Annotated in this window: 15 protein-coding genes and 1 pseudogene; 6 read left to right on the plus strand and 10 right to left on the minus strand. The window is 74.1% G+C overall.

Going from position 1 to position 26,005, the window contains the following annotated elements:
- Both MXD62_RS29845 and MXD62_RS29850 read right to left on the minus strand, forming a co-directional pair.
- A partial coding sequence (locus tag MXD62_RS29845) for a TIR domain-containing protein (protein WP_248832713.1) occupies positions 1-2,387 on the minus strand: 2,387 nt, incomplete at its 3' end.
- Positions 2,388-2,603: 216 nt separating this feature from the next.
- Positions 2,604-4,247, minus strand: coding sequence for a serine/threonine-protein kinase (locus MXD62_RS29850; RefSeq protein ID WP_248832714.1), 1,644 nt, complete (start codon positions 4,245-4,247; stop codon positions 2,604-2,606).
- Between the two features lie 336 nt (positions 4,248-4,583).
- Here MXD62_RS29850 and MXD62_RS29855 point away from each other — a divergent pair, with 336 nt between their 5' ends.
- Together MXD62_RS29855 and MXD62_RS39920 are read left to right on the plus strand one after the other, a co-directional pair.
- The gene (locus MXD62_RS29855; RefSeq protein ID WP_071063107.1) at positions 4,584-5,171 is read left to right on the plus strand and encodes a pyridoxamine 5'-phosphate oxidase family protein; all 588 of its coding nucleotides are present in this window, start codon (positions 4,584-4,586) and stop codon (positions 5,169-5,171) included.
- Between the two features lie 120 nt (positions 5,172-5,291).
- Positions 5,292-6,569 (plus strand): MFS transporter, encoded by a 1,278-nt coding sequence (locus tag MXD62_RS39920; protein ID WP_248832715.1) that lies wholly within the window; start codon positions 5,292-5,294, stop codon positions 6,567-6,569.
- 22 nt (positions 6,570-6,591) lie between these two features.
- Here the strand turns inward: MXD62_RS39920 and MXD62_RS39480 are convergent.
- From MXD62_RS39480 to MXD62_RS29895, 6 genes and pseudogenes are all read right to left on the minus strand, one after another.
- A pseudogene (locus MXD62_RS39480) lies at positions 6,592-6,711 on the minus strand (hypothetical protein); the annotation flags it as partial.
- 1 nt (position 6,712) lies between these two features.
- On the minus strand, positions 6,713-7,909 hold the full coding sequence (locus MXD62_RS29870) for an FAD-dependent monooxygenase (protein ID WP_248832717.1): 1,197 nt from the start codon (positions 7,907-7,909) through the stop codon (positions 6,713-6,715).
- Between the two features lie 416 nt (positions 7,910-8,325).
- Complete coding sequence (locus MXD62_RS29875; RefSeq protein WP_248832718.1) at positions 8,326-10,191, minus strand: DNA-binding protein; 1,866 nt, start codon at positions 10,189-10,191, stop codon at positions 8,326-8,328.
- A 26-nt stretch (positions 10,192-10,217) separates the two neighbouring features.
- A complete protein-coding gene (locus MXD62_RS29880) occupies positions 10,218-11,045 on the minus strand; it encodes a protein phosphatase 2C domain-containing protein (RefSeq protein ID WP_285224236.1) in 828 nt (275 codons plus the stop codon).
- Entirely contained in the window at positions 11,042-11,914 is an 873-nt protein-coding gene (locus MXD62_RS29890; protein WP_020461782.1) for a vWA domain-containing protein, read from the minus strand. Before MXD62_RS29890 ends, MXD62_RS29880 begins: the two co-directional genes overlap by 4 nt.
- 202 nt (positions 11,915-12,116) lie before the next feature.
- Complete coding sequence (locus tag MXD62_RS29895; RefSeq protein ID WP_248832741.1) at positions 12,117-12,665, minus strand: hypothetical protein; 549 nt, start codon at positions 12,663-12,665, stop codon at positions 12,117-12,119.
- Positions 12,666-13,305: 640 nt separating this feature from the next.
- On the opposite strand from MXD62_RS29895, the gene MXD62_RS29900 reads away from it, so the two are divergent.
- Positions 13,306-19,359: a type I polyketide synthase gene (locus tag MXD62_RS29900; RefSeq protein ID WP_248832719.1), complete on the plus strand. Its 6,054-nt coding sequence runs from the start codon at positions 13,306-13,308 to the stop codon at positions 19,357-19,359.
- A 102-nt stretch (positions 19,360-19,461) separates the two neighbouring features.
- Here MXD62_RS29900 and MXD62_RS29905 read toward each other — a convergent pair whose 3' ends face one another.
- Entirely contained in the window at positions 19,462-20,508 is a 1,047-nt protein-coding gene (locus MXD62_RS29905) for a hypothetical protein (protein WP_248832720.1), read from the minus strand.
- Between the two features lie 424 nt (positions 20,509-20,932).
- Between MXD62_RS29905 and MXD62_RS29910 the strand changes: the two genes are divergently transcribed.
- Both MXD62_RS29910 and MXD62_RS29915 read left to right on the plus strand, forming a co-directional pair.
- Positions 20,933-22,369, plus strand: coding sequence for a hypothetical protein (locus MXD62_RS29910; RefSeq protein ID WP_248832721.1), 1,437 nt, complete (start codon positions 20,933-20,935; stop codon positions 22,367-22,369).
- Positions 22,370-22,682: 313 nt separating this feature from the next.
- Entirely contained in the window at positions 22,683-23,708 is a 1,026-nt protein-coding gene (locus tag MXD62_RS29915; protein WP_248832722.1) for an alpha/beta hydrolase fold domain-containing protein, read from the plus strand.
- Between the two features lie 102 nt (positions 23,709-23,810).
- Here MXD62_RS29915 and MXD62_RS29920 read toward each other — a convergent pair whose 3' ends face one another.
- Complete coding sequence (locus tag MXD62_RS29920; protein ID WP_248832723.1) at positions 23,811-24,050, minus strand: hypothetical protein; 240 nt, start codon at positions 24,048-24,050, stop codon at positions 23,811-23,813.
- Positions 24,051-24,752: 702 nt separating this feature from the next.
- Between MXD62_RS29920 and MXD62_RS29925 the strand changes: the two genes are divergently transcribed.
- The gene (locus tag MXD62_RS29925) at positions 24,753-25,892 is read left to right on the plus strand and encodes an SRPBCC family protein (RefSeq protein ID WP_368862468.1); all 1,140 of its coding nucleotides are present in this window, start codon (positions 24,753-24,755) and stop codon (positions 25,890-25,892) included.
- Positions 25,893-26,005: the final 113 nt, after the last annotated feature.

Below are 26,005 nucleotides of genomic sequence, written 5' to 3' on the forward strand. Positions count from 1 at the left end.
TCGTACCCCGCCATCAGCTTCCGGGGCGGGCCCCGGCCGTAGCCCGGGGCGGGGACGGCGAGCGCGCGGTCGCGCTCGACGTCGTGCAGGGTCCCGGTGACTCCCACGAAGGGGGCTCTGCCCTGGTAGACCTCGCGGAGCGCGGTGTACAGGTCGAAGCCGTCGAAGCCGGCGGCGGGCTGGCGGTGCGACGTCTCGCGGACGGCGTCCGCCCGCTCCAGCAGCTCGCGGCACCCCGCCAGAGCCGGATCCCGCCGGCACGACCCGGCGCGCAGCCCAACCTGCCCGGCGAGCGTGACGGCGTCGTACATGGCCCAGGCGGCCGAGTCGGGGAACACCGCGAACTTGGACCGGTCCGCCTCGTCCGGGATCAGCTCCCGGACCCTGCCGAACTCGCTCTCGGCCGGGCCGAAGTCGGCGATGAGGCCGTTCTCGAACAGCGTTCGCGCCGAATTCGGCTCCTCCGGGCCAAAAGCCGAGAACAGGAGCTTCGGCCTGGTGCTGGGGTCCTTCTCGAGAATCTCCTTGACGGTGTCCCAGGCATCTCCGTCTCGCAGGTCGGAAAGCGCGTCCCCACCCAGCACGTGAATGTTCTTCCGGCACTCCTCGGGCAGGGCCATGAGGAGGTCGAGCAGCGCGGGAAGCTCCGCCGTCCGCCCGGCGTAGATGATGAGCCGGGGCGCGTCGGTCACCTCCACCCCGCCTACCCTGGGATTGTCCCCGCAGATCCTCGCCTGCGGGTCCGGCAGAACATCGCGCAGCTGTGCCGGGGTGTCGGGACTCGTCGAGTAGGCGATAGCGCGCTGTTCGAGCAGGGTCTCGAACGCGGTGCCGTCGAACCGGGCCTTGTACTCGGGGCTGGTCAGCTTCCGGGTGTAGGCCTCGTACATGCTCTGGCCCCAGAGGTCCGCCTTGTCGTAGACGATGAACGGCACGACCCGGTCGAGCAGGCCCTGCGGCGCCCAGGACAGCCCCATCTCGGCCTGCCGGTCGTCGGATCCGCCGATCCGGAAGTAGCCGGGCTCCCCGGTGAGGTCCGTCCCGGACTGGGTGGCCGCGATCATCGGCACGCCCGAGAAGGCGTCGGTGCTGCCGGCGAGGTCCGTCTGCCCGATCTCGTCAATCATCTTCTTCGAGTCGACCCGGGTCTGACCGAGCCCCACGACGATCACCGGCCCGGCGCCCTTGACCGCACCTTTGATCTTGTCTCCGGCCTGGGCGGCGAACTCCGCGTCGCCGCCGAGGTTCGCGGCCCACATCCGCATCCGCGGGCCGTCGTGGTGCGCGGCGTTGAACCGCCGCATCGCGGTCAGCGCGGTGAGCAGCTCAACGTTGTCGAGCCCGTCGGTCTCCTCCCCGGAGCTCAGGTGGCCGGCCAGCACGACGGTCAGGTGGCTGGTCGGCACGCCGCGCTTACGGTCCGCCCGCTCGGTCCGCTCGTTCTCGTCCACGATCAGTCGCCAGGCCGCCTCGGCGCTCCGCTCGGTGGCACTGGGCACCGCCACCCCCGTCGACCCGCCCTCACCCGCCGGCCCGCCGGCACCAGCGTCCGGGTCGGCGACGGCGAAGGCTCCGGCCGTGCCCGTCCGGACACCGATACACTGCAGCTTCCCCAGGGTGGCCTCACCCTGGCGCGACCGCATCGCCGTCAACGCCTCGGTGCCGCAGGGGCCGCCGGTGGCGGTGCCGCCCGCGTCGCCGGATCCGATGATGTTCCAGAGCACGAACGCGACCAGCACCGCCACGACGGTGGCCGCGCCGACGACGGTGGCCCACAACCGGCCACGGCGGCGGGCGGGGAGGGACACCGAATCGGCCAGCCGGCGCCGCAGGCTCGGCGGCGGGGGCAGTCGGTCCGCCATCACCTGCGCCAGGCGGCCGATCTCCCGCACGTACGTCCCGCTGCTGGGGCGGAGGGTGCGCAGCGGCCGGGAACCATGGTGCTGGCGATCGCGCAGCACCCGGAGCATGACGGCGCGCTGCTCGTCGCCGTCATCCTCGGCGGCGGCGAGCAGCCCGGCCAGGTCCACCTCGGACCAGTAGATCGGGATGATCCGGCGACGCACGCCGCGCCTGGACTGCTCGGCGCGCTCCAGGGCCAGGAACTGGGTGAACTCGCGCAGGCACTCGTCACTGGCCACAAACGCGGGAGACACCACCGGCAGCAGGAACAGGACCCTGCCCAGCCCGGTCTCGAGCGCGGATCTCCAGAGGTCACCCGCGACGACGTCGCTGCGATCCTGGAAGATCTTGATATCCCGGCCGGAGCGCTCGCAGAGCTCGTGTTCCAGATCCGTCCTGAGCCTGGTGAGACGACCGCGACCGGTGTCGTCCGTGTGCGCATAGCTCAGGAAGGCAACCGGCTCCACCATGGCCCGCGGCGCCATTCAACGCCTCCCCCCCTCGCGCGAACACGTCAGTATCACCTGCTCGCACACAGTGGGGGAATAACCGGTGCCGTTCCGCGCCGGCAGAACAGGCCGCGCACGGAACAACGCCGGCATCTGACGGAACCTGCCAGGGACGACCCCGCCCCCTGACATGGGGAAACGATTTGTCGTACCGGTGGCCGGTATGCGGGCCGGTATGTCGACGCAGCCGGGTCAATGCCCCCGCGAGGTGCCCCGACCAGCACGTTCCCACGGCTCCGACCGCGTCCAGGACAACGTCCGGAGCAGTTCCACCGACGGCACGGGTGTCCGGGAGAAGACATCGGGCGGGCGGCGGGAGAGCACCAGAACTGCCCGCGTTCCCGGGACGTCGACGGACACCTCCGACACGTCGGACAGGTCCGGGAGGTCCGGGAGGTCCGGCATCTGCGGGGTCGCCGCCTCCCCCACCGTCGGCCGCCACGGGGCGAGCAGCCGGTCCAGGCCGGCGAGGCCGGCCAACGCGGCCTCCGCCGCGGTTCCGGCGCCCGCAGCCGCCGGATGCCCGACCCACGCGCGCCGCACGGAGGCCGGCGCCGCCCGACCGGCCACGGCGGTGACTCCAACGGGGGCTGCGGTGACGGCCACGGCGGGCGACTCGACGGGCGGGGGCGGGGGCGGCGGGTCCACCGGCACGGCCACCCGGTCCCGCCCGTCGCGCGCCGCGGGCGACCCCGCCGCCGGGCCGGCCCCGGCCGCACTCACCGCGGGCAGCGCCGCCTGCTCGGCCCGGCTGGACTGCGCGGCGGTCAGCGCGTCCCCCGGGACGACGTTCATCCCGGCCGCCGCGGCGACGATCGCGACGACCCCGGCGGCCGGAACCAGTCGGCGGCCCGCCGCCGGCACCCGACGACGCAGACCCGGCCGGCCCTGCGCGCCGTCCCCGGCGGCACCTCCGCTGGCCGGAGCGTCCCCGCCCGTCGAAGCGCCCGGGCCCACCGGAGCGTCCAGGCCCGTGACGACCTCGAGGACCCGGTCGGCGTCCGCTCTCGGGTCGATGCCGGCCGGCACGTCACCGGAGACCAGCCAGCGCAGCAGGTCCGCCGCACCCGGGCGCAGCTCCGGCCGCTTGCGCAGCGCCGTGGTCACCACCGGGCGCAGGTCGGCGGGGACGCCGTCGATGTCGGCGTCTCCCTGCACCGTACGCAGCACGAGCGCCTGCAGCGGCCCGTCACCGAACGGCGCCCGCCCGGTCGCCGCGAACGCGACCGTCAGCGCCCAGCCGAAGACGTCGGCGGCCGGGCCCGGCCGGTTGTCACCGGCGATCAGCTCGGGCGCCATGTAGCCGACGCTGCCCAGCACCACACCGGAGGCCGTCATCGTCCCCGGCAGGCCCGCGGCGATGCCGAAGTCGATCACCTTCGGGCCGTCCGCGGCGAGGATGACGTTGCTGGGCTTGAGGTCGCGGTGCACCACGTCGACGTCGTGGATCGCGCGCAGCGCCTCGGCGAGACCGGTCGCGAGGGTGCGCAGGGCCTCCTGCCCGGCGGGGCCGTCCGCCGTGACGGCGCCGAGCAGGGTGGGGCCGTAGACGTATTCGGTGGCGATCCACGGCGGGTCACCGGCCGGTTCGGCGTCCAGGAGGCGGGCGACCCGCGGGCTGTCGATGACGGCGATCGCGGCGGCCTCCCGGGTGAACCGGCGACGGAAGCCCTCGTCGTCGAGGTACTCGTCGCGCAGCACCTTGACGGCGGCCTGGCAACCGGCGCCGTCCACGCCGAGGTACACGACGCCCATGCCGCCGCTGCCCAGCCGGGCCGCCAGCCGGTAGGGCCCCACGACGAGCGGGTCACCGGCCCGCAGCGGCTTCAACGCCACCAGCTCCTCCGACCGCCAGGTTCCTGGGCCGCTGCGTCGGACGGGTTCACGGTCACCACCGGATCACTCGTGATCGGACATCGGGCATCGGACATCGGACGGACGTGCCCGACGGGCTCGGCACCCGGTTGGCGGCCCACCGCCGCGCGCACGGCGACCACCGGGCTCGAGCCCGTCCACAGGTAGATACGCGGTGACCACCCGGCTACCCACGCGCCACATCGGCGCAGCCACCCGAACGGCCCCGAGCCAGGTTCCGAATCGGGTTCAGGCCGGGTTCCGGGCACCGGTGCCGAAAGCCGGTGGGCGGGCCGCCCGGTCGCGGATACTCCGGGAATGGGGCGCACCTATGACCGGATCGACGACCGACTGCGGTCGTTCATCGAGGATCAGAAGATCTTCTTCGTGGCGTCGGCGCCGCTCTCCGCCGACGGCCACGTCAACCTCTCGCCGAAGGGCCGCGACGGCTCGCTCACCGTGCTCGACGAGCGGACGGTCGCCTACCTCGACTTCGGCGGCAGCCACGCGGAGACGATCGCGCACCTGCGCGAGAACGGCCGGATCACCCTCATGTGGTGCGCCTTCGACGGGCCACCGAAGATCGTCCGGGTGCACGGGACCGGTGAGCCGGTGTTCCGCGACGACCCGCGGTGGCCGGAGCTGATCGCCCGCTTCCCGCCCGGCCAGGCGGCCGCGGGCGGACTTCGGGCGGTCATCCTGATCTCCGCGCGGCGGATCAGCGACAGCTGCGGCTACGCCGTCCCCTTCATGGACTACCGGGACGAGCGCCCGCTGCACGCCCAGTACTTCGACCGCAGGACGGACCCCGAGTTCGGCGCCTACTGCGATCGGGCCCCGTACAACGGCGCGAGCATCGACGGCCTGCCCGCCCTCCCGCTCCCCCTGCCGCCCCGCACCGGCTGAGCCGCTCTCCCACCGACCGAGCCACCGGCTGAGCCGGCCCGCGCCTGCCCGGCCTGCCCGGCCTGCGGCTACATCGCAGGTCCTGTCACCTGCGAACGGAAAGCACCGTACGATCCCGGCGTGTCGGTTTCGCCTCCCGCCGCGCCGCGAGGCCGCGCAGACGACGGGTCTCCCGCCTCCCCCGCGACGGCCCCGCCCGTCGCCCCGGCCGGCGGGCGGGCAGCCTCGCTCACCCATGCCCGGCTGCCGCTGCTGTTCTCCGCCGTCGGGCTGGAGAGCACGACGGCGGTGGTCGCACCGTTCATCGCCGGGACACTGGGAGCCGCGCCGATCGCGCTCGCCGGCATCGAGGCGGCCGGGCGCGCCGGCGGCAGCGCGGCCCGTGCCGGCGCGACGAAGCTCGCCGACCGCCGGCCCGGGCTGCGCGGGCCGTTCACCGTCGCCGGGAACGCCGGGCTGGCGCTGGCCGCCGCCTTCCTGGCCGGAAGCAACGCCGTCTGGCAGGCCGGGGCGTGCCGGTCGGGGTCGTGGGTGGCACGCGGCCTGGGTACCCCGCCGCTGCTGGAGGTGGCGAGCTCGACCTCGGCGCCGAACGAGCTCGGCGCCCGGCTCGGTCTCGAGCGCTCCGTCGGGGCTCTCGGCGCCGCCTTCGGCGCGCTCGCGGCGGCGCTGCTGCTGGCGTTCGTCGAGGTGCGGACGGTCATCCTGCTCGCGCTGGTCCCGGTGGTCGCCGCGGTCGCCGTGAGCGCGCACGGCACCCTGAGCGGGCGGGACGCCCTCGACCACGGCTCCCCGGCCCAGACCCGGCCCGATCTCTCGCTGCTGCGCCAGCCGCCGCTGCGCCGGCTCGCCCTGGGCATCACCTGCTACGAGGCGTCCAACATCGCGGCCGTGCTCCTGCTGCTGCGCGCCAGCAAGCTGCTGCCCGACGGCACCGGACGGCTCAGCCAGCTACAGGCGGTCGCCGTGCTCTACGGCCTGTTCCACCTGTCGTCGGCCGCCGCGGCGGTGTGGGGCGGCCGGCTCGCCGACCGGTTCGGGGCCGGTCGGGTGATCGCGACCGGCGCGGCCTTCCTGCTCGGCGCCTACGCCGGCTTCGCCTTCGCCGGCGAGGGTGACCTGACCGCGATGACGGTCTGTTTCCTGCTCGCCGGGACGGCCGCGGGCGCGGTCGACGCCGCCGAGTACACCGGCGCCGGGCGGCTCACCCCGCCGGAGACGCACCGGGCCGTGTTCGGCGCGCTGTCCGGGCTGCAGAGCGCCGGCCGGGTCGTCGCGACGATCACCGCCGGCGGGCTGTGGACCCTCGTCGGGCCCGAGGCCGGGCTGCTGGTCTGCGGCCCGCTGCTCGTCCTGTGCGTCGCCCTGTTCACCAGGGGCACCGACCGACCGCGTTGACGGCCGCCCGCGGGGCCCGCTCGTCGGGGAACGCCACGGTGTAGGCGTCGAGTGCCTCCAGGGCCGTCCTGATCACCGGATGGTCCAGGTCGTAGCCGAGCAGCCGCAACGCGATGATCGAGTAGACGGCGGGTGGCTGGATGTCAGAAGACGGTTGAGAGCGGGTCGCGGCCGGGGGACGGCTCGTCCCAGGCGATCCGGTAGTCGTACATGGCGGCCATCTGGCGCAGGCCGACCTTCATCGCCACCGGGACGATGTGGTCGCGCATCCAGCGGGCGGGGGCGTTCGGCGGCGGGGTGCGCGGGCGGTTGCGTCGGGCCAGCCGGTGGACGTGCGCCACCCGCTCGGCGCGGGCCGCCCGGTAGGCGGCGAAGCCGATGGGGGCCGTCGGGGCGTCGCGCAGGCAGCGGCCGAGCACGATCGCGTCCTCGATCGCCATGGACGCCCCCTGGCCGGCGTGCGGGAGCATGGCGTGGGCGGCGTCCCCGAGCAGGCAGACGTTGCGGCGGTGCCAGGTCCCGACCGGCTCCAGGACCGACAGCGGGAGCCGCTCGAGCCGGTCGGTCGCGTCCACGACCGACCGCAGGTGGGTGGGGGCGTGCTCGAGCTGGGTGCGCAGCCGGCGTCGCACCTGCTCCTGACCGGCGTCGGTGCGCGGTGAGGGCCACGGGTCGGCGGACACCATCGACATCGCCCACATCACCTCACCGCCCGCCGTGCCGTAGTGGATGAACGTCCCGGTGCCGACGACGGTGAACTCGAGCATGCCGGTCTTGTACGAGCGGCCGACGCGGTCCGCGAACCCGCCGACGGTCACCAGGCCGGCGAAGGTCGGCCAGGGCGTCTCGGGCGCGACGTGGCGGCGCACCCGGGAGCGCAGGCCGTCGCAGCCGAGCAGGAAGTCGCCCACGGCGCTGGAGCCGTCGGCGAAGTAGGCGCGGACGCCGGCCTCGCCCCGGTCGTCGACCGAGTCGAACCTGCTCGCCGGAACGACCGGGATCCCGCGCCGGTCGAGTTCCCGCAGCAGCACCCGCCGCAGCTCGCTGCGGCGGATCACCCGGGCGGGCGCCTCGATCGTGCCGAGGTGGCGGCCGTGGACGTCGACGAAATGGTTTCCCGCCGAGAGGTGCCCGGCCTCGTCGAGGCCCTGGACACCGAGAAGCTCCAGGCCGCGCAGGCCGTTCGGGGCGACGCCGAGCAGCAGGCTGCCGGCGGACTCCGGGTCGGCGTCGGCCTCGAAGACCGTGGGAAGAATGCCGGCCCGGGCCAGCGCTATCGCCGCCGCGGGTCCCGCGATGCCCCCACCGATCACCAGCGCCCGCCGACCAGTCATACCCATGCACTTAATTATCCGTACGAATAGGCGGCCACTCGGACGGGGCGGGGGTGGGGCCCCGCCGCGATGGTCAGGGCGGCGGGGGTGCGGCTCCGCCGCAGGGGTCAGAGCGGGCGGGGGGTGCGGCCCCGCCGCGGGTCAGGGCGGCGGGGCCGCTCTGCGCGGCAACGGCCGTCGGGTCAGGGACGGCCGTCATCAGGAATTCGCCGCCGGCCGGGGCCGGCCCGCGAACAGATCGCCGCAGCGCTCTCGGCACCGCCTCGCGGGGGGCCCGACAGGCCCCGGGCGGTACGCCGATCGGGGTGTGTTTTCCCTGGTGGCAGGGGTTTCTCGAGTCCCGGGGAGGGACTAGTCCCGGGCTACACGGACACCGCCCGTCCGGGCCAGGGGCACCACGATCGCGGGGGGCCGCGGTGCCGTCAGCTCCACCCGTGCCACGACGGCGAACGGGTCAGCGTCGGCCCCGGCACCGGCGGCGGAGGGATCGGCCGGCGGGGCGGCAGGACCGGCCCCGATCCGTAGGCCGAGCGGGTAGCGGGCGCGGCGGGCACCGTCCCGGGCCGGTTCAGCAGGCTCTCGGCCTGGCGCTCGGTCAGCACCCGCAGCAGGCTCCCCCGGCGCAACTCGATCCGGGGCGCGGGCGGCCGCCCGGCGGCAGCGTCGGATCGGCCCCCCCGGCTGTCCCGGCTCCCGCTGCCGGCGCGGCTCCCCCGGCCGTCGCGGCCGTCGCGGCCCGAGCCGCTGGACTGGCTGGACCAGCTCGGCCCGGTCGGCCGAACGAGCCGCGCCGGCGACGTCGCGGTGGGCCCGTGAAACGAGCTCCCCCGGTCGTCCACGGCCAACTGCCCGATCACCCGCACCCAGGTGCCCGCGAGCCGCGCAGGGTCGCCGTGGGTCGCGACGAGCTCCCTGCTGACCCGGTCCCACCCGACGACGCTGAAGCCGCCGCCACGGTCGTCCCCGAACTCCAGGACCGTGATCATGCCGGTGCGTTCCAGCTGCCGGACCCGGACGACCCGGCCGACGACGGTGATCTCCTCCCCCCGGCGGGCGAGCAGACCGGCCCGGTCGAGGGCGGAGAGCACCCCGGGTCCACCGACGGGCACCGGGGCCGGCCGCAGCGGCCGGGTGCGCAGGTAACGCGCCGCGCTCACCGTGCTGACCACACCCACGGCGCCGGCTGGACGCGGGTGCCGTGTCACCGCCTCGTGCCCGCCCACCGGCACCGGACCAGCCGGCCGCGCCGGCCGCACAGGTCGCACCGGATGCGGCGGAAGCGCTGAACGGTCCGCGGGTGCCGCGCGGCCCGCGGGCGCCGGGCCGGCCGCGAGTGCCGGGCCGGTCACCCCGGCGCAGCCGGCCCCGCCCACCGCGCCCGACCGGTACGGGGCGCCCGACCGGTACGGAGCGAGCGCGTCGGCGTCGAGCACCGCCGGCACGTCCTGGAAGTCGACCAGGCAGGCGTCCCGCAGCCGGCGCGCGGCGGCCGCGACCCCGGGCATCCGCTCGAGGCGTGCGAACAGGGCTGAGGCGGACGGGTCGGCGAAGTCCGCGGCCGAGAAGATCAGGTTCTCGCCGGTGTTGAACTCACGCCACAGGCCCGGATTCCGGGCGAGGGCGGCGAGCGACACCGTGATCACCTCTTCGGCGAAGCGGTCGAGCGTGACGTCGTACTGGTTCGAGCGGTCCGGATGCTGGTAGTTGCGGTGGCCCCGCTCGGAGGCGCCGAGCCCGCTCAGCCCCGGCAGGTACATCCCGTCGTAGTCGACGAGCCGCACGGACGTGTCCGGCAGCACGAGGATGTTGCCGTGCTGCAGGTCGCCGTGCGCGGCACCGCGGCGGCGCAGCTCGGCGACGGCGAAGCCCAGGCCGAGCCGGGCCCGGTCGAGGTGCGCGGGCCGGTCCAGGTTCTCCTGGACCCAGTCGTCGAGCCGCGCGCCGTCGATCCACTCCATCCGCACGATCGGCCAGCAGTGGCCGCGCACCCGGATCCCGGCCGGCTGGTAGTCCACGCCGACCAGGAAGTCCAGCGCGGCCGAGCGAACGAACTCGGCGATGCAGGCGTAGCGCAGCTCCAGGTTGTCGCTGTGCCGGTGGAAGCAGCGCACGGCGTGGCGCCGGCCGTCCAGGCTGACGTCGAAGGTCAGGGCGAACCCGCCGGTGGCGACCGCCGGCATGCCCAGCGGGGTCAGCCGCGGCACGCTCTCCCGCAGCTGGTCGTCCAGGAAGGCCAGCCGCGGGATCTGGACGGCCTGCTGGTAGTCGAGCAGGGTTGGCAGCTTCATTCACATGCCCTCGGGCCGGCGCGGGCTCACGCTTGCACCACGCAGATCGTCGTGTCGTCGTCGGCGAGGTACCCGTGGTGCCGGTAGGCGGCGACGGCGCGGGAGAACCGGCCGGCGGTCTGCGCGAGCCAGCCGGGCGACGGCATCCGGCCGCGGGTCTCGGCCGCGTGCAGCAGGAGCCGGGCGAGCGCGTCGGTGGCGAGGACGAGCACGTCGCCAGGCCGCAGTTCACCGGTCAGCAGGGTCGGCTCCGGGGCGGACGGGCCGTGGCTGCCGACCAGCTCCGCGAACCGGGTGAAGTCGCTGGACCGCCCGACCGGGCCCACCGAGCGCGTCTCCCCGTCGCGTAGGTGGAACACGCACGAGTCACCGACGCACGTCGCTGTCCAACTCTGGTTCGCGACGTCGACGGAAAGCCCGAGGAAAGACGCGTCTGCGCCCGACTGCAGCTTCGCCCGCGCGAACCAGGGCAGCCCTGGCCGGCTCACCTGCGCCCACCAGCGCTCGCGCAGCGCACGCAGGACGTCGGGAGCGAGCGGGTCGAGCCCGTCGTGGGCGTAGGCGTCGACCAGCAGCCGGCTCCACACCTCCGGTCGGGCCGAGGTCGACGCCCCGTCGGCCACGGCGAACCGGCCGAGCTCCGGCCGGATCGCGCAGCTGTCCTCGTTCTCCGCCGGCGACCGGCCGAGCCTCGCCACCGAGTGGGCCGTGGCCGCCAGAACAACAGCCGCTCCCGAGGGCATGGGCGTGGGTTTCGGCGCGGGCGGCGGTGCCGGCTGCGGCGCCGGCTGCGACGGTGCCGGCGAGGCGGTCGCCGGGCGCGCGGACGTCGCCGTGGCGGGCAGCGGGGTCATCCCGCCGACCGCGGCCCGACGGTGAGGTCACGCAGGCCGGTCGGCGTGACCGCGCGGGTCCCGATGTCGAGGAACTCGATCAACGCGGTGACGTCGGCGTTGTAGAGGAATCCCCGCGAGCCCGTGCCGGCGGGATATCCCAGGCTGCCGGCCGCCGCCACCATCGTGGGGGGCAGCGCGCTCGACATGTCGAACAGCGCGCGGGCGAAGTCGTCGGGCAGATCGGCCCGGTCGTCGGGAAAGGTGACGGCGTTGCGGGCCGTGGCCGACAGGTGGGCGTTGAACAGCAGCGCGTCGCCGTCCGCCGTGCCGGCGGCCCGCACTCGGGCGGCGGCGATCCGCGGGTCACCGTCCGTGCTCTGACCGTCGGTGACGTTGACCACGATCGGCGGGAAGCTGGAGGCGTGCCCCCGGCACCACTCGTCGACGATCCAGGCGGCCGTCGTCAGCGCCTCCGCCATCGGGGTCCAGCCGTCCGCGACCGGGTCGACCCAGGCCGGGATCGGCGTCTGCACCTCGACCAGGCCACCGGCGCCGTCGGAGATCCGGCGCAGCACGTGGTCGACCCGGTTCGGGTTCAGTGCGACCTCGCTGATGGGCAGCAGCGGCCGGCTCGCGCTCGAGCCGTACAGGACGGGCGACACACCGCGCCCATAGCCCAGAATTCCTACCTCGAAATAGTCGTAGACGCGGTCGTCACCTTTACTGCAGAGCAGCACGGCGTTGCCGAGAAGCCGATTGACGGCGAGCGCGAGCTGATCTGCCTTGCTCATCGCGCCACCGGCCCAGGTCTCGGCCATCGACGTCGAGTGATCGATGACGAGCAGCAGACAGGCCGGCTGCTTGCGATTGATCTCGGCGGAGTACATGTCCTTATCGTTTCATATCGCCTGGCCATTCCGACGCTCCGGTGGCGCTCGACAACAGTCCGCGCCCGGCCCGGTAACACCTTTTGATGAATGCGCGCCGGAATCTCGTCCGGGCTGCCCGACAACAACGGGCCGCGCCGGCGCGGGAGCGGTGCCCGCGGGCTCGGCGCGGCCTGCGGCGCCGCCGCCGCCGGAGCACCGGTCAGCGCGGCGCTCCGGGGCGGTCCGCCGATCCCGGCACGCCCGGCGCCGGCTCGCGGGCCGCCTTACCTGCCGGGGCCGCCTTACCTGCCGGGGGCGTCGCGCCGGTCGGGGGCGTCGCGCCGGTCGGGGGCGTCGCGCCGGGTGCCGCGCCGACTGTCGGGTCCCGTCCCGGCGGGGCTCCCCGCAGGACCGCCAGGGCGTGCTCGTAGGCGTCGTGGGTGGGCAGCAGCCTACGAACGTTCAGCGGCGCCAGGTCCTCGCGGTTCGTCCGGCCACAGCGGGGGCAGGTCTGCTGGCTCAGGGGCAGCAGCACGCCACAGCCACCGTCACCTGCGCCGCAGCGGCGCCAGTCGTCCCCCACCTCGATGCGCGATCGCTGGTGGGCGAGGCGCCCGGCACCGCCGCGCCCGAGGGCCCTGGCCAGCCGCCGGGCCGGGCGCGGCCAGCCGCCCCGGGCCGCCTGGTCGCCCGCCGTGCTTGCCGGGCCCACCGTGCTCGCCGGGCCCGCCGTGCTCGCCGGGGCGCCCGGCGGCGTGGTCTCTCGCATGCGCGTCCTCGCTCCTCTGTCGGGCGATGGCGGTGATGTCCCGGCCTCGCTCACCGGCCTCCCGCACCGGCTTCGGTCACCGGCCGCACCGGGCCCCGGCCGCCGGCGTCGGACCGGCCGGCGAGGGACCACCCAGCAGCCGCCAGCGGCCGCCGGCGCGGGACGCCGCCGGTCAGAGATACGCCCGGCGTCAGCGGAAAGCGACACTACGGATCGATGGTGATATCGACAATCCGTCGGTGCCAGCCAATGGCCCGAACGTCTCACGCGTTCGGGTCGCACGTCCTCATCTCGGCACCCGGGCGCGGGGTGGAATGACCCGCCGCCGCGGGGCCGGAGTACTGCCCGTTACCCCGTTTAGCGTAGCCCGATGGCGCCATCCCTATTTTGAGCCCATACCCGACGTGGGGCACGATTCGCCCGTGGTCGCTCCGTCGGCTTCTTCGCCGGCCGGGGTGCGCGGTCCCGACCGGGCCCGATATCCGCCGGGCGCCGCCCGATGACTTCCGCGCGCGGGCCGAGCCGGTTCTCCCGCCCGTGTTCCCTCCACCGGACGGACCGAGAACCGCCGAAAAGGTCACGGGAAATCGCCCCGGCGCGGCGCCCAGCCGCCCCGCCTGCGCACGTCAGGAGTGTTCGGATGGACAGCACCCGCCCAGAGCAGGGCCACTCCGGGGCGACCGCGGACCAGGCCCGCGACGCGTGGCGGGCCCGGCTCGCCGAGCTGTCGCCACCCGCCCAGATCGAGGCGCTGCTCGACCTCGTCGTCGACCACGTGGTCGTGGTCACCGGCAGCCACGGCGGCTCGGCGGGCGTCGACCGCGGTGCCCCCTGGCGCGCGCTGGGGGTCTACCGGCGCATCGCGGACGTCCTGCGGGCGAAGCTCACCGCGGCAACCGGGGTGCGGCTGCCGGCGACGGTGCTCTTCGAGCGCCCCACGCCGAAGGCGGTGGCCTCGTTCCTGCACGCCGAGATCCTGGGCGTGCGCGAGGAGGCAGCCGACACCGCGCCCGCGCCCACGCCGGCCACGCCGGCCGCACCGGCAGCGGGGGGCGGGCGCGGCGCCGATCCCGTGGTCGTGGTGGGCATGGGCTGCCGGCTGCCCGGCGCCGACTCACCGGAGGCCCTGTGGGAGCTGGTGGCGCAGGGCCGTGACGTCGTCGCCGGCCTGCCGACGGACCGCGGCTGGGACCTGGACGGCCTGTACCACCCGGACCCCGAGCACCCGGGCACCGCCTACACCCGCCAGGGCGGCTTCATCCCCGGGGTCGGCCTGTTCGACGCCGGCTTCTTCGGGATCGGACCCCGCGAGGCCACCGCGATGGACCCGCAGCAGCGGCTCATGCTCGAGGTGTCCTGGGAGGCGTTCGAGCACGCGGGCATCGACCCGCACCGGCTGCGCGGCAGCCGCACCGGGGTGTTCACCGGTGTCTCCCTGCAGGACTACGGCCCGCCCTGGCACAACGCCCCCGCCGAACTGCAGGGCCACCTGCTGACCGGCAACGCGCTGGGCGTGGTCGCCGGCCGGGTCTCCTACACCTTCGGCTTCGAGGGCCCCGCGCTGACGGTGGACACCCAGTGCTCCGCCTCGCTCGTCGCCGTCCACCTGGCGACCGCGGCCCTGTACGCCGGGGAGTGCGACCTCGCCCTCGCCGGCGGCGTCACCGTGATGAGCACGCCGTCCATGCTGATGGAGTTCAGCCGCAAGCGCGGGCTGGCGCCCGACGGCCGGTGCAAGGCGTTCTCCGCCGACGCCGACGGCACCGGATGGGCCGAGGGCGCCACCGTGGTCGTCCTCACCCGGCTCTCCCACGCCCGCGCCCGGCAGCTGCCGGTGCTGGCCGTCGTCGCGGGCAGCGCCGTGAACCAGGACGGTGCCAGCAACGGCCTGACCGCCCCCAACGGCCTGTCCCAGCAGCGGCTCATCCAGCAGGCCCTGGCCAACGCCGGCCTGCGCGCCGGCGACGTCGACGCGGTCGAGGCGCACGGCACCGGCACCCCGCTCGGCGACCCCATCGAGGCCCGCGCGCTGCTCGCTACCTACGGCGCCGGCCGGTCCCCGGACCGGCCGCTGTACCTGGGCTCCCTCAAGTCCAACATCGGCCATGCCCAGGCCGCCGCGGGCACCGCCGGCATGATCAAGATGATCGAGGCACTGCGCCACGAGACGCTGCCCGCCAGCCTGCACATCACCGTCCCCACCCCCCACGTGGACTGGGCCACCGGCGCCGTCGCCCTCCTGACACAGCCCACGGCGTGGCCCGCCACCGCGCGGCCGCGCCGCGCCGCCGTCTCCGCCTTCGGCGTCTCGGGCACCAACGCCCACCTCATCCTCGAGGAGCCCCCCGGCCCGGCCCGCATCCCCGCGCAGGCCACGCCTACCGGCACCGCCGAGGACCGGGACGCCGTCCGCGGCGGGGACACTCCCGAGTGGGCGGCCAACCTGCCCACGACGGTGATCCTCTCCGCCCGCGGTGACGAGGCGCTGCGCGCGCACGCCGCCCGCCTCGCCGACCACCTCGCCGGCCATCCGGACGTCACCGTCGACGACGCCGCCCACACTCTGGGCACGCGTGCCCAGTTCCCCACGCGCGCCGCCGTCGTCCTGGACGGGCCGCCGACGGAACGGGCGTCCCACCTGGTTCGGGCGCTGACCACGCTGGCCGCCGGGCGGGCGGCGCCCGCTCTCATCCGCGGCAGCACCCCCGCGGACCTCGCCGGCGCCCGGATCGCGATGGTGTTCACCGGCCAGGGCAGCCAGCTCCACGGCATGGGACGGCGGCTGCACGCCGCCTACCCGGCCTTCGCCCGTGCGCTCGACGCCGCGTGCGACCACTTCGAGCCGCATCTCGACGAGCCGCTGCGCGACGTCATGTTCGCCGCCCCGGACACCCCGCCCGCCGTCCTGCTGGACCAGACGCTGTACACCCAGTGCGCGCTCTTCGCCTACCAGAGCGCCCTGTTCCGGCTGTTGGAGAGCTTCGGGGTCACCCCGCACCTGCTGCTCGGCCACTCCGTGGGCGAGCTCACCGCGGCGCACGTCGCCGGCGTCTGGACCCTGTCTGACACGGCCACGCTGGTCGCCGCCCGCGGCCGTCTCATGCAGAGCTGTGCGCCCGGCGCCATGGCCGCCGTCGGCGCGACCGAGGACGAGGTCCGTCGGTGCCTCGACGAGTACGGGGGCCGGGTCGACATCGCCGCCGTCAACGGCCCCACCGCCGTCGTCGTGGCCGGTGACCCCGACGCCGTCGGCGCGCTCGCGGCGCACTGGGCCGAGCAGGGGCGCCCGACCCGCGGCCTCGCCGTCAGTCACGCCTTCCACTCCGCGCACATGGATCCCGTCCTCGACCGCTTCGCCGCCGTCGCCCGCACGCTCGCCCACCGCCCGCCCGCCGTCCCGATCGCCTCCGCCCTCACCGGACGTCTGAGCACCGACCCGGACGCCCCGGTCGACCTCACCGACCCGGCGTACTGGGTCCGCCACATCCGTGAAACCGTCCGGTTCCACCAGGCCGTCACCCGCGCCGACGCCGAGAACATCACCACCTACCTGGAGATCGGGCCGAAGCCCACGCTGACGCCCTACCTCGGCGACGCCCGCGTGGTCACCACGGCACGCCGCGGGCAGCCCGAGACCACCGCTCTGCACATCGGCCTCGCCGAGCTGCACACGCACGGCATCCCGATCGCATGGCGGGCGGCCAACAACCCGCACGCCGCCAGCCGCCGGCCCGCCCACCGCCACCTGCCCACCTACCCGTTCCAGCGCCGCCACCACTGGACGGACCCGATCCGCCGATCCGCCCCGCCCGGCGCGCCCGGCCCGGACGGGTGGCGCTACCGCATCAGCTGGCGCTCCCGGCCCGTCCCCAGCACCGGCGCCCTGCCCGGGACGGACGGCACCCCGCCGCCGCTCACGGGCCGCTGGCTCCTGCCGCTCCCGCCCGCGGGCGTCACCGACGAGGAGGTCTCCCGCGTCTCGTGGATCGTCGAGCGCCTCGGCGGCACCGTGCTCCGCGTGCCACTGCGCCACGAGGACGCCGACCGGGCCCGCCTCGCCGCCCGCCTGCGCGCCCTCGGTCGGCCCGGTGCGATCGCGGGCCGGGGCGGCGTGCTGTCACTGCTCGGCCTCGACACGACGCGCCACCCCGACCACCCCGCGCTCACGACCGGTTTCGCCCTCACCTGCGCGCTCGCGCAGGCCCTGCACGACATCGAGCTGGACGCGCCGCTGTGGGCGCTCACCCGTGGCGCCGTCCGGACCGGGGCCGCAGCCGCGACGGCGGCCAGCGACCGGATTCTGGATCCGGCCGGGGCGCTGCTCTGGGGGCTGGGGCGGTCCCTCGCCCTCGAGCGGCCAGGTGCCTGGGGCGGTCTCGTCGACATCCCCGCCGAGCTGGACGACTCCACGCTCGGCTGGCTCGGCGCCGCACTGACCGCACCGGACGGCGAGGACCAGTTCGCCGCCCGCCCGGCGGGGCTGCTGGTACCTCGCCTGGTCCGGGAGACCACGCCCGTCACCACCGCACCGTGGGACGTCCGCGGAGCGGTTGTGCTCGTCACCGGAGGCACCGGCGCCCTCGGCACCCGGATCGCCCGCCGCCTCGCCCGCGACGGAGCCCGCCGGCTGATCCTGGCCAGCCGCCGCGGCCTGGACGCGCCCGGGGCGGCCGAGCTGTGCGCCGAGCTGACCGCCCTCGGCGTCCAGGCCGTCGTCCGTCGCTGCGACGCCTCCGCCGCCGACGCGGGCACCGCCGCGGCCGCCGGCACGGGCACGGGCACGGGTCAGCTGGCCGCGCTCGTCCGCGAGCTCGCCGCCGATCCCGAGGCCCCGCTCACCGCGATCGTCCACGCCGCGGGCGTCGACGGCCCCATGGCCGCGCTGCCCGAGCTCGACCTGGGCCAGATCGCGGCCGTGCTCGCACCCAAGGCCGGCGCCGCCGCGCTCCTACACGAGGCCGCTGGGAACATCCCGCTCGTGTTCCTGTCGTCGGTCTCGGCGACCTGGGGCAGCGGCGGCCAGGCCCCGTACAGCGCGGCGAACGCCTACCTCGACGCACTGGCCGCGTTCCGGCACGCCAGCGGGCGCCCGGCCACCTCGGTCGCGTTCGGCCCGTGGGCCGAGGCCGGCATGGGCGCCGAGCCGGCCCGCCGTGACTACCTGCACCGCCGCGGCCTGAATCCGCTCACCCCCGACCGGGCCATCGATGCCCTGGCCCAGGCGGTCGGCACCGGACATCCCGGGCCGGTCACCGTCGCCGACGTCGACTGGGCGCGGTTCCTGCCCGCCTACACCGCCGCCCGGCCCTCACGCCTGTTCGACGAGCTACGCGCCACCGCCGACGAAGCCGCCTCCCCGGCCGCCGCCGGAACGCAGCCCGCGGATCTCACCGGGGCGCCGCGCGGTGATGGCACGGAGCCGGGTGATGATCTCGCGGCGCTGCCCGCGGCGGAGCGGGGCCGGGCGCTGCGTGAGCTCGTCCGGGCCGAGGCCGCGGCGGTGCTGGGCCACCGCGAGGCCGACGAGGTCGAGACGGGACGCCGCTTCCTCGAGCTGGGCTTCGACTCGCTGGCCTCCGTGCAGCTCAGCCGCCGGCTGGCGGATGCGACCGGGGTCGCGCTCGCCACCGCCGCGGTCTTCGAGCACCCCACCGTCGCCGACCTCGCCGACCACCTCCACGCCCTGCTCGCCAGCCGGCCCGCGCCCGGCGCCACCGGCGCGGTCGGGAGCGGCACCCGAACCGGGACCGGTTGGACCTCGACCAGTGCCAGTGCCACCGGCGTCCCCGCCGTAGGCGGCGCGGAGCCGGTCGGCGTCCGTGGGCTCTACCGGCAGGCGTGCGCTGACGGCAAGTTCGCCGAAGGGGTCGGGGTGCTGCGCGCCGCCGCAAAGCTGCGGTCGACGTTCACCGCGCCGAGCGAGCTGGCCAGGCGGCCACGTCCGGTCACCCTCGCGTCCGGCCCGGCCGGGCCGGCGCTGGTCTGCCTGCCGTCGATGGTCGCGCCGTCCGGGCCGCACACCTTCGCCCGGCTCGCCCTGCACCTGCACGGCCGCCGCGCCGTGCACGCGCTGGCGCACCCCGGCTTCGGCGACGGCGAGCTTCTGCCCGCCACCGCCGATCTCGTGGTCGACCTGCATGCCGAGACGGTGGCCGCGCACTTCCCCGACACACCGGTCGCGCTCGCGGGCTACTCGTCCGGCGGCTGGCTGGCACACGCCGTCGCGGCGCGGCTGGAGGCACGCGGCATCCGCCCGAGCGCCGTGGTCCTGCTCGACACCTGGCTGCCCGGCGACCGGATCCCCGAGGCCGACATCGCCGAGGAGCTGCGCGGCATCGCCGTCAACGACCAGGCGTTCGCGCTGATGACCGAGTCCCAGGTGACCGCGCAGGGCGCCTACCTCGACCTGTTCGAAGGATGGAAACCCACGTCGGTGCGTGCGCCGATCGTCCTCGTCCGCGCGGTCCAGCGCATGCCGGGGCAGCGGGCCGACCCGGACCCCGCGGGCCCGGTGACCGGCTGGGCGGACGAATGGGACCTGGCCTTCGACACGAGGGACACCGCCGGCGACCACCAGTCGATGATGAACGAGCACGCCGGCTCCACAGCGCGCACGGTCCACGCCTGGCTCGGCGACCTCCACGCACGCCGGTCCCCGGCCCGTACCGTCGCCAGCGGGACGGCTGTCCGCTGACGCCGCAAAGCCCCATGCCCCCACGCCAGTCCGAACCCGGTCCAGGCCGGGGGTGTTGTCGGGCCCCCGGCCCGGATCATCCGTCACACCGTCCGCCGGGTTTCACTCCCGTGCCGCATGCCATTGCCCGGCTGGCGCGCGGGGCAGGCCGACGTCGGTCAGGTGCAGGATCCCGGGCCTTGCGGCCTTGACGTTGAAGGCGGCGTTGACCGCGGGCAGGGCGGTCATGGTGTCCCACTCGTGGTTGCCCCAGTGCTCGGGCGGGATGAAGCGGATCCGGGTGTCGATCCCCGGCTCCCCGTCGATGACCACGCGGTACTGGTCGTCGTTGAACTCCCAGTCCTCGTTCAGATGCTTGGTCAGGTACCAGCGGAACTTCATCTGGATGACCGTGCTGCCGCTCAGGTTTCCGTTCCAGCCGACCTCCACAGCGGCGTTCGTGCCCTTCTCGATGGTCATGTAGCCCAGGTCGACCGTCTGGGAGGCGGTGGCGTAGCTGAGGAAGAACTCGACGCTGTCGAGCGTGTATTCCAGGGCGTGCGCCATGCGCTGCACGGCTTCCTCGGCCGGCATCATCCACAGCTTCGCCATGTCGGCGATCTGCGGTGTGGTGCCGGTCAGGGAGATGCCCATGGCCTCCCAGGTCTCCTTCGACTCGTAGACGGAGCAGTCGGCGGCCTCCAGGATGGAGATCTTCCGTACGTCCCGGCACACGCCGGTCATGGCCGTCACCATCGTGTTGATCCACCCGGGGCTTATGCCCGTGATGTAGAGCGAGCTGTTCCCGCGGGCGCAGGCGGCCTCCAGCCGCTCCTTCGTCTCCCCCTTGACTCCGCCGACGTTGAAGAACAGGTTGGTGCTGATCACGTCCATTCCCGCCTCAAGCAGCGGCAGGACATGGTCGAGATCGGCCATGAAAGGGGTGTAGACGACAGTGTCCGCCTTGAGCGCGACCAAGGCGTCGATGTCGTTGGTCGCCGCGACGCCACACGGCGGCCGACCGCACAGCGTTCCCGCATCGGTGCCGACCTTGTCCGCCGACCAGGCGTACACACCCACAAGGTCCAGACGCGGATCATCAAGTATCGCCCGTAACGTCAGTTTGCCCACTTTTCCGGTGGTCCACTGGATGACACGAAGCCTTTCCATACGCCTGCCCGTCCTCTCGGTCGAAGCGCCCTGCCGCCCCGATACGGGCGTCGGACCCGCTGCCGTCCGCGCCTTCGACGCCGCCGACACCGGGAGCGGGACATCCGCTCCGTCTCACGTCACCGGGCGCTCTTGATCCACCAGCCCCGCCGCTGAACACTTGTATAACAGCGGGGCACGGACCGTACAAGGTTCCGCGGACCCTGGTCCTGGCCACCGGCGGGCCGGTACGTCCGGTGGCGGCGTGGCACCCACAAGAGCGCGTCCAGCCCGGCGACCGGGCCGTCCCCCGAACATCGATCTCCACCCGGCCGCTGTGCCGCAGCCGTCCACGACTGTCGCCCCTCTGGATATTTCACTACTGAAGCGGCCCTCGCCCGTCTAGGCTCTCGTAGCGGGAACCGACGGAAGCACGGGAGGCCGCGTGCCCGACTTCAGCCACCTCAGTTTCGGTGCGCCGGCCGCCGAACGCGACATCAGGCGCGGGCTCGACGCCTACTTCATCGAGTCGGCCGCGTACCGCAACATGAACACCGGAACGAAGACGATCCTGGTCGCGAACCGGGGTGCCGGCAAGAGCGCGATCCTCAAGACCATGGCCCGCCGGCACCGCGACCGCGGGGCCTCGGTCATCGAGCTCGCGCCCGAGGACTACTCGTACGAATTCCTCAGCGGGGCGATGACCCGCGAGGCCGACGGCGCGTGGGCCAAGCTCGGCGCGTACGCCGTGGCCTGGAAATACCTGCTGCTCGTGCTCATCATGAAGGAGCTGACGAAACGGCACGGCCGGATAAGACGCGGCGCCGAGAGCCAGATATACGCCTACCTGCGCGACAATCACCGCGGCGCCGCAGTAACCCCGCTGGATTCGTTCGTCTCCTATCTGCGCCGCATCGAGTCGGTGAAGCTGGGAAGCTTCGAGGCCGGTATCCGCACGACGGAGCTCCAGCGCCTCTACAAACTCCAGGAGCTGGAACACCTGATCCAGCCGTTGAGCCGCCTGTGCGCGCGCTCGGGGGTCACCGTCCTGGTCGACGAGCTGGACCGCGGCTGGGACGCGAGCGAGGACGCGCAGGCCTTCGTCGCCGGTCTCTTCCAGGCCTGTATGTCGCTGAACGACCTCTCGCCGCACCTGCACGTCTTCATGTCGCTGCGCCAGGAGCTCTACGACAACATTCCCGCCCTCTACGACGACGCGCAGAAGTTCCGCGACCTGATCGAGGTGGTGCGGTGGGACGAGCCGCACCTGTGGCAGCTGATCGCCTGCCGTATCCGGCACACCGTGCCCGGGCTGAGAGGTGTGGGCGACGACGAGTGCTGGGCGGCGGTGTTCCGTGATCCGCGCTGGTCGTTCCGCTACATCGTCGACCGCTCGCTGCGCCGCCCACGCGAGATCATCCAGTACTGCAGCCACGCGCTCGAACACGCGCGCCAGAACCGGTCCGCCGGTGGCCAGCGGATCGCGCGGCGCGACATCCTCGCCGTGGAAGCCACCTACTCCGGCGAGCGGACCCGCGACATCGCCGCCGAGTACCGGTTCCAGCACCCGGGCCTGCTCAGCGTGTTCGAGGCGTTCCGCGGCCGCCCGGCGGTCTGGACCCGGGACGACCTCGAGTTCCTGCTGCTGGACATCGCGACGGGAGCCGTGCGGACCAGCCGGGAGGCCACGAAGTGGATCGCCGACCGGGATCCCGACCATCTGCTGGAGACACTGTGGAACGTGGGTTTCATCCGCGACCACTCAGTGCTGTCCGCATCGTGGGCGGGGAGCGATCGCGCTGACTCCCTCACCTCGACCAGGGGTGTCTCGACCTTCGCCGTGCATCCGATGTTCCGGCAGTACGTGGGAACCCTGGACTGAAGGTCGGCCCCGGCCGGGTGAAGATCGATCCGAGCACGGAGCACCACGGGTGGCCCACCGTGCCGCGCCGGCACGGCTGAGTAGTGCCCACCCGGCGGCCCAGCCGCGACCAGGCCGTCGGCGACCAGTTACGCGCAGCACGGCACGCACCACCTGAAGATGTCCGTCCGGGCGGTGCGCGGAATGCCGATCCGTCAGAACAACAGCCCTAAGGGCATCCCGAGGGGCTTCCAGGGGTGAACATTGGGCGTGGTTTGGACGAGCGGGGGGCGCGTCAGACCGCGAGTGCCCGACACGTGTGCTGGAGGATGCGATGCCGTACCGCTTCGATCCCGAACTCGCCTCGCTGGTCGAGATCACGCCGCACGTCACCGTCGACGACATCACCGCGACCCGCGCCCGCGCGGCCGAGTTGATGCTCGCCGCCACGCGTGAGATCGACCTGACCGGGGTCAACATCACCGACACCTGCGTACCCGGCCCACCGGACGCCCCCGACGTGGCGGTGCGCATCTACACGCCGGTCGGTGTCGCCCGACCCACCCCGGCCGTCCTGCACCTGCCCGGCGGCGGCTTCGTCGCGGGCGGCCTCGGGACGGAGCACCGCGCCAACATCGGGCTGAGCCGGGCCGTCGGTGCCGTCGTCGTCGCGGTGGACTACCGGCTGGCCCCCGAGCATCCCTATCCGTCCGCGCTCGAGGACTGCTACGCGGCCCTGCGCTGGATGGCGGCCCGTGCCGACCGGCTCGGCGTCGATCCGAACCGGATCGCCGTGCACGGGGCGCACGCCGGCGGGGGCCTGGCCGCGGCGCTGGCGCTGCTCACCCGTGACCGGGGCGGGCCCGCGCTGTGCTTCCAGTGCCTGGACTTCCCCGAGCTCGACGACCGGCTCGCGGTGCCGAGCCTGGCGGCGGCCCCCGTGGGCCTCGGCGACGCGCTCGGCGGCGGCCGCGAGTACCGTCCCGGAACGACCAGTGCCGGAACAGACAGCGCCGGGGCGGACAGCGGCTCCGGCGGCGCGGCGCGGCGGGCCGACACCGCCGTGCACTGGGACGCGTACCTCGGTGAGGGCCGGGCGGGAACCGACGACGTACCGCTGTACGCGGCGCCCGCGCGGGCCGAGGACCTGCGTGGGCTGCCGCCGGCGTACGTCTGCGTCCAGGAGCGGGACCGCCTGCGCGAGCAGGGAGTCGCCTACGCCGACGCGCTGCGTTCCGCCGGTGTCCCGGCGCGGCTGCAGATCGTCGCCGGCTCGGCCCCCGAGCCGGCGCCCAGGCGGCGCGCCGCCTCACCCGAGACGGTGGCCGCCCTCCGCGCCGCCCTGCACGGCCGCGGCTGAGGCGCCGGGGGCCCGAGGACGGACCGCCGGCTCACGCCGCGACGGGCCGTCCAGGGTTGGTGGTGGGGAGTGGGTGGTCGGAGCTGGTGCGTGGCTACCTGGTCAGTCGCGCTCGGTCGCGTCGACACTGACCTCGGAGTCATCCACCTTGCGCTGGCCGGGGACGACCGACGGGCCGCTGGCCGCGTTGTGCCGGGTGTAGATCGCCTGGATCTCCTGCCGCGCCGCGGGCGTCTCGGTCGAGCTGATGACGAGATCGAACTCGTGGCGCATACGGCGGACGGCACGGCGGGCGGCAAGCTTCTGGTAGAGGCCCGGACGGTCGGAGCTGGTGAGGTTCACGTCAATCCCCCTGAAGCATCCTCAGTGGCGGCTGGATTTCGGCCGTCGCTATTAATAATGCCGCTGCGACGGCGCGATAATCCATACCGAGGACGTGACCTCGGCCGCACCTTCAGGGGTCGGGCGCACCACAATGTGGGCCACGTCTATGCCGTGGGACACAACCCCGACGGAAGCGTCGGGGAACCGACACCCCGAGGTGGCGCGGGTCACTCACCGCCGATTGTCGTGACCCACGTCACGGGACCGCCGAATCCCATCGAGAATCCCCGCCACGGGCGGGGCCGCGTTTCTCCCCCGCCTCGGGGGCGGGCCGGGCCGTCCGTCAGGGCCGGCGGGGCAGCCCGTCGGCGGCCGTCGGGACGCCGCCACCCCGACCCTCCCCGCGGCGGCGGACCCGCCCGGCACACCGGCTGACGTCCCGCTCAACGGGACACCCGGGGCAGGAGTGCCTGGCACGACGGAGCAATCACCTCCGGCGGGGTCACCCCCACCCAGGTGCCCGGCTGCCGGCACCGGGCCCGCGCCGGCCACTTTCGCCGCACCTGGCCGTGACGCACGGCAGTGCACCCCTTCCTGTCGGGATGGTGACTTAGCCCGAGTAAAGACCGTTGGTGGTGAGCACATACAATTCTGTCTACCTGATCCCATCCCGCCGCCCCGCGCGCGGGATGATGCCGTCATCGAATTGGGAGGGCTCACATCGACCGCCACGAGCTCGTCGACCTCACGCGACGGGCGCTGAAAATAGCGACCGACAATACAACCGACATGACGCCGACGGAAGGCGGCGTGGCGGCGACGGCCTATACCAGTCGGGAACGTTTCGAACTGGAACGTGAAGTCGTCCGGCGTTCACCGCAGCTCGTGGGCTACAGCTCCGAACTGCCCGACGCCGGAACCTACTGCACAAAGACCGTGATGGACGTCCCCGTGCTGTTGACGCGCGGCGATGACGGAACGGTGCGCGCTTTCCAGAACGTGTGCGCCCACCGGCAGGCTCAGGTCGCCCAGGGCTGCGGCGTGGCGCAGCGGTTCACCTGCCCCTGGCATGCGTGGACGTACGACGCGCGCGGCGAGTTCGTCGGCGGTCCGGGGCGGGAGGGCTTCCCCGCGACACTCAACGGTCAGGCGCGGCTCACCGAGCTGCCCGCCGCCGAGAACGCGGGGTTCCTGTGGGTCGGGCTGGACCCGGCCGCCGGGCCGCTCGACATCGACGCGCACCTGGGCGAGCTGGGCCCGGAGCTGGCGTCCTGGAACATCGGGTCGTGGGCGCCGGTGGGCGAGAAGGTCCTCGACTCACCGGTCAACTGGAAGCTCGCGCTCGACACCTTCGCCGAGAGCTACCACTTCGCGTCGGTGCACCGGGACACGTTCGCGCTCATCAACAAAAGCAACTGCGCGCTGTTCGACTCCTACGGGCCGCACCACCGCCTGGTCTTCCCGATGAACCACATCACCGACCTGGCGGACAAGCCGGAGGAGGAGTGGGAGCCGCTGAACAACTTCGTGTTGATCTACGCCCTGTTCCCCAACATCGTTCTGTCCGTGACGGTCGCGAACGGCGAGGTGTTCCGGGTGTACCCGGGCGAGCGCCCGGGCCATTCGATCACCTACCACCAGAACGCGTCCCCGATGGACCTCACCGACGAGGCGACCCGGGAGACCGCGGAGACGATCTTCGACTACGCGCACAACGCCGTCCGCGACGAGGACTACGCGCTGGCGGCCCAGGTGCAGGCGAGCATGGCCTCGGGCGCGCGCGCGGACCTCGTCTTCGGGCGCAACGAGCCCGGCCTGCACCACCGGCACGAGGTTCTCGAGGACGCGCTCGGCCGCTAGCGGCCCGCGCGGACGACAACCGCCCCGCGCCGGCGGCGGCCGCTTCGCACCGGCGGAAGCCGGTCCGGCGGCGAGCCCGCACGCGGGAGGTCGGAACGATCAGGGAAAGGGCC

Source organism: Frankia sp. Mgl5, assembly GCF_023242985.1.
In the GTDB taxonomy this organism is placed as follows: Bacteria; Actinomycetota; Actinomycetes; order Frankiales; family Frankiaceae; genus Parafrankia; species Parafrankia soli.